The organism is Nocardia sp. NPDC056541 (genome assembly GCF_042794235.1).
Lineage (GTDB): Bacteria > Actinomycetota > Actinomycetes > Mycobacteriales > Mycobacteriaceae > Nocardia.
Window position 1 is genome coordinate 60772 of the sequence record NZ_JBHTUD010000016.1, and the last position, 16120, is coordinate 76891.

At 67.6% G+C, this 16120-nt stretch carries 13 protein-coding genes; 10 read left to right on the forward strand and 3 right to left on the reverse strand.

Annotation, left to right across the window (positions count from 1 at the left end; translation table 11 throughout):
• The first annotated feature begins 193 nt into the window (after positions 1-193).
• Both ACFQ9R_RS25820 and ACFQ9R_RS25825 read left to right on the forward strand, forming a co-directional pair.
• Complete coding sequence (locus tag ACFQ9R_RS25820) at positions 194-2272, forward strand: hypothetical protein (RefSeq protein WP_378993802.1); 2079 nt, start codon at positions 194-196, stop codon at positions 2270-2272.
• 44 nt (positions 2273-2316) lie between these two features.
• Entirely contained in the window at positions 2317-4119 is a 1803-nt protein-coding gene (locus tag ACFQ9R_RS25825) for a hypothetical protein (RefSeq protein WP_378993804.1), read from the forward strand.
• Between the two features lie 64 nt (positions 4120-4183).
• On the opposite strand, the gene ACFQ9R_RS25830 is transcribed toward ACFQ9R_RS25825, so the two are convergent.
• Positions 4184-6151 carry a glycoside hydrolase family 15 protein gene (locus tag ACFQ9R_RS25830; RefSeq protein WP_378993806.1) on the reverse strand — a complete coding sequence of 656 codons (1968 nt, stop codon included), beginning with the start codon at positions 6149-6151 and terminating at the stop codon, positions 4184-4186.
• Between the two features lie 140 nt (positions 6152-6291).
• On the opposite strand from ACFQ9R_RS25830, the gene ACFQ9R_RS25835 reads away from it, so the two are divergent.
• The gene (locus tag ACFQ9R_RS25835) at positions 6292-6528 is read left to right on the forward strand and encodes a hypothetical protein (RefSeq protein WP_378993808.1); all 237 of its coding nucleotides are present in this window, start codon (positions 6292-6294) and stop codon (positions 6526-6528) included.
• A gap of 111 nt (positions 6529-6639) precedes the next feature.
• On the opposite strand, the gene ACFQ9R_RS25840 is transcribed toward ACFQ9R_RS25835, so the two are convergent.
• Positions 6640-7689 carry a M48 family metallopeptidase gene (locus ACFQ9R_RS25840; RefSeq protein ID WP_378993810.1) on the reverse strand — a complete coding sequence of 350 codons (1050 nt, stop codon included), beginning with the start codon at positions 7687-7689 and terminating at the stop codon, positions 6640-6642.
• A gap of 74 nt (positions 7690-7763) precedes the next feature.
• Between ACFQ9R_RS25840 and ACFQ9R_RS25845 the strand changes: the two genes are divergently transcribed.
• From ACFQ9R_RS25845 to ACFQ9R_RS25875, 7 genes are all read left to right on the forward strand, one after another.
• Positions 7764-7853, forward strand: a complete 90-nt coding sequence (locus ACFQ9R_RS25845) for an Ms4533A family Cys-rich leader peptide (RefSeq protein WP_019045829.1) — start codon at positions 7764-7766, stop codon at positions 7851-7853.
• A gap of 210 nt (positions 7854-8063) precedes the next feature.
• A complete protein-coding gene (locus ACFQ9R_RS25850; protein ID WP_378993812.1) occupies positions 8064-9116 on the forward strand; it encodes a sulfate ABC transporter substrate-binding protein in 1053 nt (350 codons plus the stop codon).
• A 92-nt stretch (positions 9117-9208) separates the two neighbouring features.
• Positions 9209-10060: a sulfate ABC transporter permease subunit CysT gene (cysT, locus tag ACFQ9R_RS25855; protein ID WP_378637744.1), complete on the forward strand. Its 852-nt coding sequence runs from the start codon at positions 9209-9211 to the stop codon at positions 10058-10060.
• On the forward strand, positions 10057-10863 hold the full coding sequence (cysW, locus tag ACFQ9R_RS25860; RefSeq protein ID WP_378993813.1) for a sulfate ABC transporter permease subunit CysW: 807 nt from the start codon (positions 10057-10059) through the stop codon (positions 10861-10863). Before cysT ends, cysW begins: the two co-directional genes overlap by 4 nt.
• Positions 10860-11855, forward strand: coding sequence for a sulfate/molybdate ABC transporter ATP-binding protein (locus tag ACFQ9R_RS25865; protein ID WP_378993816.1), 996 nt, complete (start codon positions 10860-10862; stop codon positions 11853-11855). The genes cysW and ACFQ9R_RS25865 overlap by 4 nt, the downstream gene beginning before the upstream one ends.
• 360 nt (positions 11856-12215) lie before the next feature.
• The gene (locus tag ACFQ9R_RS25870; RefSeq protein ID WP_378993818.1) at positions 12216-13229 is read left to right on the forward strand and encodes a diiron oxygenase; all 1014 of its coding nucleotides are present in this window, start codon (positions 12216-12218) and stop codon (positions 13227-13229) included.
• 12 nt (positions 13230-13241) lie between these two features.
• Complete coding sequence (locus tag ACFQ9R_RS25875) at positions 13242-14828, forward strand: FAD-dependent oxidoreductase (RefSeq protein WP_378657217.1); 1587 nt, start codon at positions 13242-13244, stop codon at positions 14826-14828.
• Between the two features lie 57 nt (positions 14829-14885).
• Here the strand turns inward: ACFQ9R_RS25875 and ACFQ9R_RS25880 are convergent, their stop codons facing one another.
• Complete coding sequence (locus tag ACFQ9R_RS25880; protein WP_378993821.1) at positions 14886-15647, reverse strand: glucose 1-dehydrogenase; 762 nt, start codon at positions 15645-15647, stop codon at positions 14886-14888.
• Between the last annotated feature and the right edge of the window lie 473 nt (positions 15648-16120).

Here is a 16120-nt window from a genome sequence, read left to right on the forward strand (position 1 = left end):
AGAGTTCTCTTGGGATCGTGCGCGCCCCTGATTCCCCGGGCTCGCCGAAAGATGTTGCTCGCCATAAGGTGAGCGGGGTACCAACCGGCCTGCACGAAATGACAGGCCGATGTCCGGGAAATAGTGTTGGATGGGCCTCACTTCGCCGCTGTTTGTGGTGGGGAACCACAGCGATGCGAGTGTTGGAGCTTTGATGACGCGTGATCTGCCTTTCGATGACGGTGCCGCGCGCGCAGAGGGGTCGGAGGGGTCGGACACGGCCTACCGGATCGCCAACGGCGTAGCCCGGGTGGCCAGGGCCGGCGCCTATGTCACCGGTGGCGCGTTGGTCGCGGCCAACGGGACCACGCGCGAGCCGGGCACCAGCAATGCCGACAGCAGGTACGCGGGCTGGTCGCAGCAGACCGTTTCCACTGATCCGAGCCCGGACGCACCGAGTCCGATCGTGACCTTCCCCGACCTGGCCGTCGAGCCCCCGCCTGCCCCGGTGATTCCGCACACGGCCTTCGCCGCGCCGCCCAAGCCCGACGTGTCGATGGTCGCGGCGACGGACGAATCCCCCCGGCGCCCAGAGGTTCCCGGCTCCGACGGTGATCGTGAATTCCGGATCCCCGGCAGCGACGAGCCGTCCAGCGGTATCGGCATACCGGGCTACGGGCACACGCCCGCCGGACCGGGGTACCACGACACCCCGAACCCGCTGCCCGGCACCACCCCGGACCCCGGCTTCGATCTGCCCGGTTTCGAAGGTCTTCCGGGCCACGGCAACCTTCCCGGTTTCGAGCTACCCGGCACCGGCCACGGTCTGCCCGGTTTCGACGGTCTGCCCGGCGGCGGTATCGGCATTCCGGGCTACGACGGTCTGCCCGGCAACGGGTTCGGCCTCCCCGGCTACGACAGCGTCGGGTTGCCCGGTGGCGGTTCGGCCGGTGCCAACGCGCCCGGCGGCATGTTCGACGGGATCGGCAACCTCGACGGCGCATTCGACGGTATCGGTGGCATGTTCGACGGTGTCGGCGCGATGGTGACCACCGACTGGCAGGTCGACGTCCACGTCGGGCTCGACGGCGTGTGGGCCACGTCGCAGATGAAGGTCGACGTGCAGGTCGGCCAGGTCGGCGATCAGCTCGACGACTACGGCCAGTGGCTCGGTGACGGACTGAAGGTCCCCGGCGACACGGCAGGCACCACGCCGGCCGGATCCGGCCTCGGCACTTCCGCGTCCGGCGGAACCGGTCTGGGCAACTCGTCGTCGGGCGCTCCCGGCCTGCCCGGTTCGTCCTCGTCGGGCATCGGCCTGCCCGGCACGACGGCACCCGCCGCGCCCGCCCCGGCGCTCGCGGCACCCGCGCCGGCCATCGCGGCTCCCGCACCCGCCCCGGCGACACCGTTCGCCGCGGCTCCCGCGCACGCGCCGGCCCCGATCGCTCCCGCGCCCGTGCCTGTCGCCCCCGCAGCGCCCGCGCCGGTGGCGGTCAACCCCGTGGTCAGCACGCCGTTGCAGACCACCATCCAGCCCGACGCGGCCTCCACCCCGATCGCGAATGTGTTCGGTCACCAAGCCGTGTCGCCGCTGACCGCGCCCGCGGCCTCGGTGCCCGCGCTGTTCACCCCACCCACCCCCACGAAACCCGTTGTGCTGCCCGAAGTCTCCGGTGGCGGCCACACCCCGACGACCGTGCCGGTGACGGTTCCCTCCAAGGTCCCGACGGTCGACCTCGACACCCCGACGACGGTGAAGGTGCCCACGGTCACGGCGCCGACCGCGCCCGACGTCACCAAGGTGCCGATCACCGTGCCGCCGACCGGCCACACCGGCTCGACCGTTCCGACCATGCCGACCACTCCCGACGACGACCTCACCACCAAGCCGGGGACCAGCACCGGCGGCGTGACGACTCCCTCGACCGGTGGGAGTACGCCGACCGTCGATGTGCCCAGCCAGACCACCCCGCACACGAGTGCGACGGTGCCCACCCAGCAGCCGACGGCGCCGACCAAGCAGCCGACCATCGATCCGCCGACCAAGCAGCCCACCGTCGACATCGACCCGCCGACGGTGGTCACCCCGCCGCCGGTCACCGTGCAGCCGACCGTCGCGCCGGTAAAACCCCCGGTCATCGAGACCAAGCCGATCGCCGCCGAGTTCGACCAGCACGACAGCGGTTACCATGGCGTCTCGGCCGGATTGTTCGATACGGGCTTGGGTGGCGGTGATTTGCACGCAGCCGCGTTTCCCATCGAGCACCACGGGTATGACTTCGTGGTCTGACACGACGATTTCGGCCGTGTCGATGCGACGAGAGTGAGGAACAGGTGTCTGCCGCAGCCGGACTGCAGACCGCGACGGTGAAGCATCCGGATGTGATGGCTCCCGTTGTCGCGCTGGTCGACGAACTGCGGGAACTGGTCCGCTCGGGCGGCCGCAACGACCTCGATGCCCGGCTGGGCATGGTGCGGGCCAGGCTCAGCGATCCGCGGGTCCGGATCGTCGTCGTCGGCGAACCGCAGGCGGGGATGAGCACGCTGGTCAACAGCATGGTCGGGTCGCCGGTCAGTGCCACCGAGGGCAAGCCGAGCGTTCCGGTGATCGTCGAATACGGCCAGGCACCGAAGGCGACGCTGGTGAAGTCGGCGCCGGGTGGCCGGGTCGAACGGGTGCCCGTCGATCCGCTGAATCCGCTTCCCGCCCTGACCTCGCTCGGTGTGTTGCGCGCCGAGTTCGCCGAGCCGAGTGGGCTGCTGGCCGACGGGCTCGTCGTGATGGACGCGCCCGGCTCGACCGCGCACGAGGCGGCCGCCTGGTCGATGATCGCCGCCGCCGATGTCGTGCTCTATGCCGCCGACTCCGCCGCCGAGCTCACCGAGGCGCAGCTGGACTACTTGCGCCGGGTCGAGCAGGTGTGCCCGTCGGTGGTCTGCGTACTCACCAAGATCGACCGCAACCCGCACTGGTCGCTCACCCAGCGACGCAATCGCGCGCTGCTCGACGGTGCCGGGCTGAACTTCGCGGTGGCTCCCGTCTCGGGTCTGCTGCACCGAGAGGCCGCCGAGCGCGGCGACCAGCAGCGTGATGCCGAGTCGGGCGTGCCCCAGCTCATCGATCACCTGCGGGAATATGTTGTCGCCCAGGCCGATTCGGTGGCCGTGGCGGCCGCGGTGCGCGATATCGCGCTGATCACCGATCAGCTCACCGTCACCCTGCGGGCCGAGTCGGACACACTGCGCGACCCGCGCAGGCGCGCCGAGATCACCCAGCGCCTCGCCGCCGCGCGCACCACCGCCGATCAGCTGCGACAGCGCACCGCCACCTGGCAGGTCACCCTCGTCGACGGCAGTTCCGAGCTCAGCGCCGACATCGAACACGATCTGCGGCACCGGTTGCGCACGCTGGTCCGCGAGGCCGAGGCCGAGATCACCCGCACCGACCCTGCCCGCAAGTGGTCCGATTTCGCCTCCGAACTGGACGCGCGGATCTGTGAGGCGGTCGAGGAGAACTTCGTGATGGCGCATTACCGTGCCGTCGAGCTCACCGAGCAGGTGGCCTCGAAGTTCCCGCCCGACAACCGAACCCCGCCGCTGCCCGAACTGCGGCTGACCAACCCCGGCGAGGTTCTCGAGCCGGTGCAGCCGCTGGAACCCCTCGAAAGTGCCAAAGCCGGAGTGGGACAGCAGCTGCTCACCGCGCTGCGTGGCTCCTACGGCGGCATCCTGATGGTCGGTCTGGCCACCAGCCTGCTCGGGATGTCGCTGGTGAACTGGTATTCCGCCGGCGCGGGTGTGCTGCTCGGTGTGAACGCGCTGTGGGACGACCGCAAGAACCGCAAGCATCGCAGGCAGGCAGAGGCCAAGGTGGCCGTCGCCCGGCTGGCCGACGACGTGATCTTCCAGGTGGGCAAGGAATCACGCAACCGCCTTCGCTCCCTGCAACGTGTGCTGCGCGACCATTACACCGAGATCGCCGCCGAAGTGGGCCGTACCGCCGACGAGGCCCTGCGCGCCGCCGAGGAGACAGGCCTGCGCTACGGCGACCATCGGGAACTGCGTATCACCGAGATCGACGCGGGCCTGCGCACGGTGGCGGGGCTACGCGCCCGCGCCGAACGCCTCGCCTACTGAGCGGGCGCCGGGGTGGGCCGAACACTGTGTTCGGCAACGGGCGAAGGCGTCGGACGCCCCGGTCTCATGAGCGGTGCGAAGGTGAGTGCGCGGGCTGGAACTGACCCGCGTTGCGCTGGTCCTCGGCCCGGATCACGTGGGTCACGGCGTTGATCAGCGCCAAGTGAGTGAAGGCCTGCGGGAAGTTGCCCAGGTGCCGCCCGGTGCGTGAGTCGATCTCCTCGGCGTAGAGGCGCAGCGGGCTGGCCAGTCCGAGCAGCCGCTCACACAGATTGGTGGCCCGTTCGAGTTCGCCGATCTCCACCAGCGCCGAGACCAGCCAGAACGAACAGATCGTGAAGGTGCCCTCCTCGCCTTCCAGACCGTCGTCGGTGGTCTCGGTGCGGTAGCGCAGCACCAGTCCGTTGACGGTGAGGCGATCGGCGATGGCGAGCACCGTCGCGCGGATGCGCGGATCGTCGGGCGGCAGGAATCGGGTCAGCACCACCAGCAGCAGCGAGGCGTCGAGCGTGTTGCCACCATAGGTCTGAGTGAAGATGCCCTCCGGGCTGACACCGAATTCGAGGACGTCGTCGCGGATCTCCTCGGCGATCTCGAACCACTCGGCCGCGCGCTCGTGCTGGCCGTGCAACTCCGCCAGCCGGGCGCCGCGATCCAGTGCCACCCAGCACATCACCTTCGACGAGGTGAAGTCCTGCGGTTCGCCGCGGACCTCCCAGATCCCGCGATCGGGTTTGCGCCAGTTCGCGATCGCCGCGTGCACGGTGCGTTCGAGCAGCGGCCACAGCGATTCCGGCACCTGCCCGCGCGATTTCACATGCAGGTACACCGCGTCGAGCATGGTGCCCCAGATGTCGTGCTGGTCCTGGTCGTAGGCGGCGTTGCCGACGCGGACCGGGCGCGCGCCGTCGTAGCCGGACAGATTCGGCAGCTCGTATTCGGTGATCTGCCGTTCGCCGCCGATTCCGTAGAGCACCTGCAGGGGGACCGCGTCCCCGTTCTCGCCGGTGGTGACGTCGTCGAGGAAGGCGAAGAAGTCGTTGGCCTCGCGGTCGAGTCCGAGGGTGTACAGGCCCCACAGCGCGAAACTCGCGTCGCGCACCCACGTGTAGCGGTAGTCCCAGTTACGTTCTCCACCAGGGGTTTCCGGAAGTGAGGTGGTGGCGGCGGCGAGGAGTGCGCCCGTCGGCGCGTAGGTGAGCCCCTTGAGCGTGAGTGCGCTGCGCTGCAGGTAGCTGCGCCACGGATGGTCGGGGAAATCACCCTGGGTGATCCAGCGCCGCCAGCACTCGGTGGTCGCCCACATCTTCTGCGCGGCCTCGTCGTAGGTGGCGGGCGCGGGTAGCTCCGACCAGGTGAGCGCGACGAACACCTGGTCGCCCTCGGCCATCCTGGTGCGGGCGCGTGCCTCCCTCCCCTCCAGACCGAGGCGCAGATCGGTGGTGAGAATCAGCGACGGCCCACTCTCGGGATCGCTCGACGCCCGCGCGGTCGCCTGCTCGTAGACCTTGCCGGTGTACTCCCACTTGGCTCCGCGCTGGTGATAGTCGAACGAGGGCTGGCAGCTCATTTCGAGTTCGACGGTGCCGCTCACACACTTGACCGTGCGCAGCAGGATGTGTTCGGCGTCCCAGTCCATCGGGGTGCGCCGGTGGGTCTTGGACCGGGCGTTGTTGTTGTGCCACGGGCCGAGTACCAGGGTGTCGCGCACGATCAGCCAGCCGGTTTCGGTCTGCCAGGTGGTTTCCAGGATCATCCCGCCCGGCAGGTAGCGCCGCGCCGCGGGCACGTTCGTTCCGTAGGGGCCGATCCGGAAATGCCCGGCGCTGCGGTCGAGGATCGCGCCGAAAATGCTGGGGGAGTCCGGGCGTGGCACGCACATCCACTCCACCGAACCGCTGCTGGCGATCAGGCAGCTGGTTTCACAGTCGGACAGGAAGGCATAGTCGTCGATCGGGGGAAACGCGCCGCGACGGCCGCTGGAGGACACCGGACTCAGAATCGGCAGGCTGTCAGCGCTGGAAGACTCCATACCCCATCATCACGGCGGTGTGGGCGCGCGTCCACCGCTGGGGGCGGCGATCTCGGCGTATCGGCCGGTCGCGGCCGGGAATTCGCCCGCGGCCATGCGGACGGCGAGGGCGTTCACGGCGACCGACTAGGCTGGACGGCGTGCAACGCATCGCAGGTTGGTGGGACGGGTTCGAACTCTGGGTAGCCGGGCTGCCCTTCATTCCGCAGTTTCTCGTGGTGCTGGTCGGCATGGTCCCGATCAGCTTCGCCATCGCCTTCCTGCTCGACCGAAGCCTGCGTATGGCCTTCCGCCTGCTGCGCCGCGACGATCGCACCGAACCGCCGATGCCGGTCGCCCTCGCCGAACGCCCGACCGTCGGCAGCGGTGCCCGCTGATGCCACGTTCTCGCGTCCAGCTCGCGCTCATCGCCCTACTGGTCCTGGTCGTCATCGCGTGGTTCTTCACGCGCTAGTCGGCGCGAGCACCAGCCCGCGCCGACACTGCGGCTAGTTCTTGCGCCAGTCGTCGAAACGTTTGCCCAGGTCGGATACCGTGCGGCCGACTTCCTGACCCACCGTGTTCACCGCCGAGCCCACGTCGCGGCCGAGGTCGCGCACTGTGCGGACCAGCAGGTCCTCGGACTGGTCGAACGACTCGCGGTAGTGCCGGGTCGCCTCCTTGACCTCCTCGCTGATCCGCGCGTTCTTGTCCTGCTCGCGACGCGGATAGCTGCCGCCGAGCACCCGCTCGTACTCGCCGGACTGGATCCAGCGGCGCAGCTCGGCCGCGCGCAGCACCGAGAACGGATGCGACTGCAGTTCCAGGTTGAGCAGCTTGAGCACGCCGTCGCGCAGGTCGCCCGAGCGCAGGTAGTCATCGGCCTGGTCGAGGAACGCGCCGTGGTTCATCTCGTGCAGCCAGGCGCCGCCCGCGGTCTTCATGTGCACGCGCACCGAAGCCTCCACGTCCTGGCAGCACAGCAGCCCGGCCCGGTCGCCGGACAGCTCCGACTTGCGGCTCCACTCCATCAGCGCTGCCACGATCGCGCGCAACGCCCAGCCGCCCACCGGCATCCAGCCGACCGAGGCCGACAGCCGCATCAGGTGCATGAGCATCGTGCGATACACCGCGTGCCCGGACAGTGCGTGGCCCAGTTCGTGGCCGACCACGAACCGCAGTTCCTCGGTGTCCATCAGTTCGAGCAGGCCGGTGGTGAGCACGATGAACGGCTTGTCCATCCCGATGGTGAACGCGTTCACCGAGGGGTCCTGGAGCACGAACATCTCCGGTGTGGATTGCGCGTCGAGCACGCCGACGCAGTCCGCGCGCAACTGGTGCAGGGTGCGGAACTGCCGATCGTCGACCCGCACGGCGGTCGCCAGGTACATCAACCGGTGCTGGCGCTCCCGCAACAATCCCGACAGTGCCCGCAGCACCGTGTCGAAGCCGCTCAGCGAGCGCAGCGCCACGAGCGCGGTGCGGTCGGCCGGGTGTTCCCAAGTGCGCGTGCTGATCTCCGGAAAACTCGTGCGAACCCGGTCTGGAGCCATGGTCATAGGATGAAATCCCCCCTGGTTAGAGAACTCTCGTCGATTGCGATCATCATGGCGCAATCTGCTACAGTCTGCCTGTGTCGTCGAGTGTCGCCCCGCAGATCCGCCATGAGTTGGCGTTGATCGCTGTCGGCAACCTCGCGGTCGCAGACATTCTCTGTCGATGATCGGCCACCGGACCCGGCTGCGCGTTCTTGCCCAGTAGACTGGCGCGCGCTTTCCTTTCGCAGTCGTAGTCCGTCACTCCGGGGGCCGTTGGGCCCGAGTCGCGCCAACTGTCGTATATCCACGTACGACAGGTCTACCGATCGACACGATCTTCCCTGCCGCCACGAAAATCGTTGCGCCGCAGGTCCTTTCCCGAAAGGTACACCCCGATGTCTCGCAACACCTGGATCGGCTCGCGCCGCCGCGCCGCCGCCATCGCTCTCACTGCTGTCGCCGCGGTCGCCCTGACCGCCTGCGGCGGTGGCGCCAGCGACTCGACCGACGGCGGCGCTACCGTGGCCGACGGCAGCGGGGGCACCCTCAATCTCTACGCCTACGCGGTCCCGAAGCCGGGCTTCGACAAGGTCGTGCCCGAGTTCAACAAGACCGACGCGGGTAAGGGTGTGCAGGTCCAGGCCTCGTACGGCGCCTCGGGCGACCAGTCGCGCAAGGTCAAGGACGGCGCAGAGGCCGACGTCGTGAACTTCTCCGTCGAACCCGACATCACCCGCCTGGTCGACGCCGGTCTGGTCGAGTCCACCTGGAACGCCGACGCCACCAAGGGCATCCCCTTCGGTTCGGTCGTCACCCTGGTGGTGCGCAAGGGCAACCCCAAGGGCATCAAGGACTGGGACGACCTGCTGAAGCCGGGTGTCGAGGTCGTCACCCCGAACCCGTTCAGCTCGGGCTCGGCCAAGTGGAACCTGCTCGCGCCCTACGCCGCCAAGAGCGACGGCGGCAAGAACCAGCAGGCCGGTCTGGACTACCTGTCGCAGCTGGTCTCGCCCGAGCACGTGAAGGTGCAGCCCAAGTCGGGCCGTGAAGCCACCGAGACCTTCTTGCAGGGCACCGGCGACGTGCTGTTGAGCTACGAGAACGAGGCCATCTTCTCCGAGCGCAACGGCGACCCGATCGAGCACATCAACCCGCCGACCACCTTCAAGATCGAGAACCCGGTCGCGGTGCTGAAGAACTCGAAGAACCTGGCCAAGGCCACCGCGTTCCGCGACTTCCTGTTCACCGCCGAGGGCCAGAAGGCGTGGGCGAAGGCCGGCTTCCGTCCGGTCGACCCGAAGGTCGCGGCCGAGTTCGCCAAGGACTTCCCGACCCCGGCCAAGCTGTGGACCATCGATGACCTCGGTGGCTGGAAGGCCGTCGACAAGGATCTGTTCGCGCAGGGCACCGGCAAGGTCGCCGTCATCTACGACAAGGCCACCAAGTAGGCCGTGACCCGGCTCACACGCGATACTGGACAACTGTGACTGACAGCAGTGGGCCCGCCGGGACCGGGGATACCTCCGATCCCGGCGGCGCCGTGAAACTGGACAAAAAGCCGCCGACCTCGCGCGGACCTCGCTGGGCCTGGCTGCGCGTCACCGGGTCGGTGGGCCCGTTCGGCATCGGTGTCGCCGTGCTGTGGCTCAGCCTCATCGTGCTGCTGCCGCTGGCGGCGCTCACCGTCAGCTCCTTCGAAGACGGCTGGTCCGGCTTCTGGGACGCGGTCACCGCGCCCTCGGCGCTCGACTCGCTGAAGGTGACGATCGGCGTCTCGGTGATCGTCGCCGTGATCAATGTCGTGATGGGCACGCTGATCGCCTGGGTGCTGGTTCGTGACGAGTTCCCGGGCAAGGGCATCGTCAACGCGCTGATCGACCTTCCGTTCGCGCTGCCCACGATCGTCGCCTCGATCGTGTTGCTCTCGCTCTACGGCCCGAACAGCCCGGTCGACATCCACCTCAACGCCACCCAGCCCGGTCTGGTGGTGGCGCTGGCCTTCGTCACGCTGCCGTTCGTGGTGCGCTCGGTGCAGCCGGTGCTGATCGAGGTCGACAAGGAAGTGGAGCAGGCGTCGCTGTCACTCGGCGCGAGCAACTGGATCACCTTCCGGCGCATCGTGCTACCCACCCTGGCGCCGGCGATCATCTCCGGCGGCGGCCTCGCCTTCGCCAGGGCGATCGGTGAGTACGGGTCGGTGGTGCTGATCGGCGGCAATATTCCGCGCGAGACGCAGATGACCTCGCAGTACATCCAGCAGCAGATCGAGGTCGACCGGCCGGTCAACGCGGCCGCGGTGTCGGTGGCGCTGCTGGTGATCTCGTTCGTCAGCCTGCTCGTGCTGCGGATCCTGGCCGAACGCACCTCGCGCAAAGAAGAGGCGGCCCGATGAAACTGTCCGCGTTCACCAGGATCTCGCTGCGCACGGTCGCGCTGGGCTACCTGCTGATCCTGCTGGTGCTGCCGTTGGTGATCATTTTGCTGCGCACGTTCGAGCGGGGGATCGGCGCGTTCATCGAGTCGATCACCACGCCCGCGGCCATCTCGGCGTTCCAGCTGTCGATGATCATCGTGGTCATCGTGGTGCCGCTGAACGTGGTGTTCGGTGTGGTCACGGCGCTGGCGCTGGTCCGGAGCAAGTTCCCGGGCCGCAGTCTGATGCAGGGCATCGTCGACCTGCCGTTCGCGGTGTCGCCGGTGGTCGTCGGTGTGTCACTGATCCTGCTGTGGGGCGCGGGCGGCTGGTTCGGCGGGCTGGAATCACTCGGATTCAAGGTGATCTTCAGCCTGCCCGGCATGGTGATCGCGACCATCTTCGTCACGCTGCCGTTCGTGGTGCGTGAGGTGGAGCCGGTGCTGCACGAGATCGGTGACGATCAGGAGCAGGCCGCGGCCACCCTCGGCGCCTCGCGCTGGCAGACGTTCTGGCGCATCACCCTGCCCGCCATCCGCTGGGGCCTGACCTACGGCGTCGTGCTCACCGTGGCCCGCGCGCTGGGCGAGTTCGGCGCGGTGATCATGGTCTCCACGGCGCTTCCCGGCAAGTCCCAGACGCTCACCCTGCTGGTGCACGGCCGCTATATCAACGACCACAACACCTTCGGCGCCTACAGCGCGGCCACCCTGCTCATGGGTATGGCGCTGATCGTCCTTCTCCTGATGACTCTCCTCGAACGCAAGCGGGGCACCGAATGATCACCGTGACCAACGCGCGCAAGAACTACGGTTCCTTCGCCGCCCTCGACGATGTCAGCATCGATATTCCCGCAGGCCAGCTCACCGCCCTGCTCGGCCCGTCGGGCTCGGGCAAGTCGACGCTGCTGCGCTCGATCGCCGGCCTCGAGTCCCTCGACTCGGGCGTGGTGGTGATCGCGGGCAACGACGTCACCCACGTGGCGCCGCAGAAGCGCGATATCGGCTTCGTGTTCCAGCACTACGCCGCGTTCAAGCACATGACCGTGCGCGACAACGTCGCCTTCGGCCTGACCATCCGCAAGCGGCCGAAGAAGGAGATCGACAAGCGCGTCGACGAGCTGCTCGGCATCGTCGGACTCGACGGTTTCCAGCACCGCTATCCCGCGCAGCTCTCCGGCGGTCAGCGTCAGCGCATGGCGCTGGCCCGCGCGCTGGCCGTCGACCCGCAGGTGCTGCTCCTGGACGAGCCGTTCGGCGCGCTCGACGCGAAGGTGCGCACCGATCTGCGGCAGTGGCTGCGCAGGCTGCACGACGAGGTCCACGTGACCACCGTCCTGGTCACCCACGACCAGGAGGAAGCCCTGGATGTGGCCGACCGGATCGCGGTGATGAACAAGGGCCGCATCGAGCAGGTCGGTTCGCCCGAGGAGGTCTACGACCGGCCCGCCAACGAGTTCGTGATGTCGTTCCTCGGCGCGGTCGCCCGGCTCAACGGCCACCTGGTCCGCCCGCACGACATCCGCGTCGGGCGCGATCCGAGCATGGCGATGGCCGAACACGAGGGCACCGCCGAATCGGCGGGCGTCACCAGGGCCACGGTGGAGCGGATCGTGCGCCTCGGTTTCGAGGTGCGCCTGGAACTGCGCAATGCCGCGACCGGTGACCAGTTCGCCGCCCAGGTCACCCGCGGTGATGCCGCGGCGCTGCACCTGACCGAGGGCGAGACGGTGTACGCCCGTGCCACCCGGATCCCGGACCTTCCCCTGGCCTGATCCTCCAGCAACGACCGGGGCCCCGCGACACCTGTCGCGGGGCCCCGGTGCGTTGTCGAGGGGTTCGCCGGCGGTCCGTGCGCGGTCCGACTGATGGGGATCGGCGCAGGTTAGCCGGTACCGGCGGTCCGTCAGCCGGTTCGACGCGCTCGCCGGACAACTTTTTTTCGTGTCTCACCGCGGACCCTCGAAGACTGTGCATGACGCAGTGTCACAGGTAGAGGCATTTTTACTGGTGAGTAGCTTCCTCAACAGGGCTTTCGCCACGCCGAACACGAGAAATTCGGCATGGCATGGAGTTGACGTGACTCGGTGTAGGTGTAACCATTGGAAACAGTAAACGTCCCTAGAGGAGAGGCAGTGACGACGATGTCTGCGCCCACCACCCCTGACGTCGATCCTGTAGTCGCGGAGGCTCAGGCGTACGCCGAGAAGTTGCTGATGCTGTCCGAGGCATCGGTCGATCGCCACTTCGACCCGTTCGAGGACATCGACTGGGACGCCCCCGACTTCGATCCGAACTGCAAGCCCGAGCGCTGGGTCCTGGTCACCTCGGCCGACCCCATCGGTCGCCACCCCTGGTACCAGGCGCTGCCGCTGGACACCAAGATCGAGATCGGCAAGGTCCGTCAGGCCAACGTGGCCAAGGTCGGCCTGCAGTTCGAGGCGATCCTGATCGTCGGCATGATGCAGCACATCTTCAACCTGAAGAACAACGACCCGGAATTCCGGTACTGCTCGCACGAGATGATCGAAGAGCACAACCACACCCTGATGTTCCAGGAGATGGTGAACCGCGTCGCCGACGTGCCGGGCATGAACCCGCTCGTGCGTCAGCTGCGCCACCTGGTCTCCCCGGTCGGCGCGCTGATGCCGAACCTGTTCTTCATGGCCGTACTCGCCGGCGAAGAGCCGATCGACCACATCCAGAAGGACATCCTGCGCTCGGGTGACGACATTCACCCGATCATGCGCGGCGTGATGGCGATCCACGTGGCCGAGGAAGCTCGCCACATCTCCTTCGCGCACGAGTTCCTGAAGAAGAACGTGCCCGCGCAGCGCTCGTTCAACAAGTTCGTGCTGTCGCTGGCCATGCCGACCATCATGTTCATCCTCGGCCGGGCCATCGCGACCCCGCCGAAGACCTTCTTCAAGCAGTTCGACATGCCCGCCGACGTGCGCAAGGAGCTGTTCTACGGCTCCAAGGAGGCCAAGCAGGTCTTCGCCGATTACTTCATCGACGTGCGCGCGCTCGCCGAGGAGATCGGTCTGATGAACCCGGTCGCCCGCAAGGTGTGGAAGATGTTCGGCATCGACGGCCCGTCCAGCCGGTACCGCTCGGAGCCCAAGCGCTCCGCTAAGCACGCCGCCTGAGACGATAGCAATATGCCATATGTCGTTACCCAGTCATGCTGTAGTGACGCCTCGTGCGTCTACGCATGCCCGGTCAACTGTATTCATCCCACCCCGGATGAGCCGGATTTCCGTACCGCAGAGATGCTCTACGTCGATCCGGCGGCCTGCGTGGACTGTGGTGCCTGTGCCACCGCATGCCCCGTCGATGCCATCACCTCGTCGAAGAAGCTGACCGACGAGCAGAAGCCGTTCATCGAGATCAACGCCGACTTCTACCGTGTGCAGCGGGATCGGCCGACGTTGGCCGCGCCGGTGATGCCGCCCGCGATCGACACGCAGCGCTCCCCGCTGCGCGTCGCCATCGTGGGATCGGGTCCCTCGGCGATGTACGCCGCCGACGAGCTGCTCACCCAGCCCGGTGTCGCGGTCACGATGTTCGACCGCCTGCCGCAGGCCTACGGGCTGGCGCGCCTGGGCGTCGCGCCCGATCACAAGCACACCCGTAAGGTCGCCGACCTGTTCGACATCATGTCGAAGCAGGACGACTTCGGTACCTACCTCGATGTCGAGATCGGCAAGCACATCAGCCATGCCGAGCTGCTCGAGCACTTCCACGGCGTGATCTACGCCGTGGGCGCGTCCTCGGATCGCAAGCTGGACATTCCTGGCGAAGGCTTGGCGGGCAATGTGTCGGCCACCGACTTCGTCGCCTGGTACAACGGCCATCCCGACCACGCCGAGGACCGGTTCGACCTGAACCAGAAGCGGGTCGTGATCGTCGGCAACGGCAACGTCGCGCTCGACGTCGCCCGCATCCTGACCGTGAATCCGGCGCTGCTCGCCGACACCGATATCGCGCCGTACGCGCTGAAGGCATTGCGCGAGAGCAAGATCGAAGAGGTTGTGATCCTGGGCCGTCGTGGTCCGGCCGAGTCGGCGTTCACGGTGCCCGAGTTCGTCGGCCTGCTGGCCGCCGATATCGACATCGCGATCGACGGCGAGCTGCCCGCGATCACGCCGGATCTGCCCTACAAGGTGGAGCAGAAGCTGCGCCTGCTGCACAGCGTCGCGAATCGCCCGTTCGGTGAGCGTAAGCGCATCGTGTTCCGCTACCTGTCCTCGCCGGTGGAGATCGTCGGCACCGACACGGTGACCGGGGTACGGGTGGAGCGCAACGAGCTCGTCGCCGATGCCGAAGGTCGCGTGGCCGCCACGCCGACCGGTGATACGACACTGCTCGAGGCCGGTGTCGTGCTCACCTCGGTCGGCTACCGAGGGGTGCCGACTGTGGATCTGCCGTTCGACGACGCTCGCGCGGTGATCCCGAACGACGCGGGCCGGGTGCTCACCGCACCCGGTGGTGAGGTCTTCCCCGGTACATATGTGACCGGCTGGATCAAGCGCGGCCCGACCGGTTTCATCGGGACCAACAAGTCGTGTGCGCAGGAGACCGTGCAGCAGCTCGCCGACGATTTCAACGGCGGCAAGTTGCGCGAGCCCACCCGTGACGCGGCCGAGTTCGACCGACTCGTTCGTGCCCGTCGCCCGCAGGCGGTTGCCCGCGGCGCCGCGGTGCAGCGGGAACGTTCGGTGAAGCGGCTGTTCGCTCGCAGCTGATCGAAAAGCGAAGGCCCGCAACGTCACTGGGAGACGTTGCGGGCCTTTCGTATGCGCCTACTGCGCGGTGAAGCCGCCGTCCGCGGCGATGGCCGCACCGGTGACGAACGACGCCTCGCGGCTGAGCAGGAAGGCGCACACCGCGGCGACCTCGTCGGGCTGGGAGATCCGGCCCATCGGGTGCAGCGCCGCGATGGCCGCCTCCGCCTCGGGAGTCGCGCCCATCGAGGCGCGGAACGCCGGGGTGTCGACCGCACCGGAGATCAGCGCGTTGACCCGCACACCCGTCGCCGCGGTCTCGAGCGCCACCGACCGGGTGAGTCCGACGACGGCGTGCTTGGCGGCCACATACGGCGCCACGTGCGCCATGCCGACCACTCCGAGGTTGGAGGCGTTGTTCAGGATCGCGCCGCCGCCGGAGGCGGTGATGGCCGGAACCTGGTGGCGCAGACCGTAGAAGACGCCGTCGAGGTTCAGATCCAGGTCGGCGCGCCAGGACGTGGTATCGATCTCGGCGATCGGCCCGAAGGCGTTCACCGCGCCCGCGTTGTTGAACGCCGCGTCGAGGCGGCCGTACTCGGTGAGCGCGGCCTGGGTGAGTCGTTCGACATCGGCATCGACGGTGACATCGGTCGCGACGAACAGCGCGCGGCCGCCCGCCGCCCTGATCTGCTCGGCGACCTGCTCGCCCTGGTCCTTGCCGCGGGAGCCGAGAACCACGGCGGCTCCCTCGGACGCGACTCGCAGTGCGACCGCCTTGCCGATGCCGGAGCCGGCGCCGGTGATGAGTACGACCTGGTCGGCGAATCGAGTGGACATGCGTAGTGCCTTCTTTCCCTTGGTTTTTCGAACATCGGGTCGGTGTCTCTCCGTCCTTTCAGTCAACCGGCGCGCGCAGGGTCGTGCTGGCGGGATTCGGTCGCTGCATTGACGTGTCACTGAAAGTGGGCCGACTTCGAAATGGGGGAATGTAATTTGCCGCCAGTGAAATCGCGTTGGTAGTAAATGAATTGGTTACCGGTCGGTAAGTGTGCTGAATGTGCGGGATAACAAACTTGAAGAATGTATTCAATGGGCGCTCTGTCCGATTACTCGCAGGTAGCTGCTTCTCGGAGTCTGTGAATCGCGGGGAGGGCGTTCAGGGGGGTGGATATATTGGCTTCAACGATCTCACCTGCATGAATCGCCTTGTGGTGACGCATGGTTGCGGTTTCCGTATCAATCCGGCAGCAATTCGCGGACGTGCCAGTTAATCTAGGCGAGCTGTTTGGAAGACGACCGCGGCCACATGG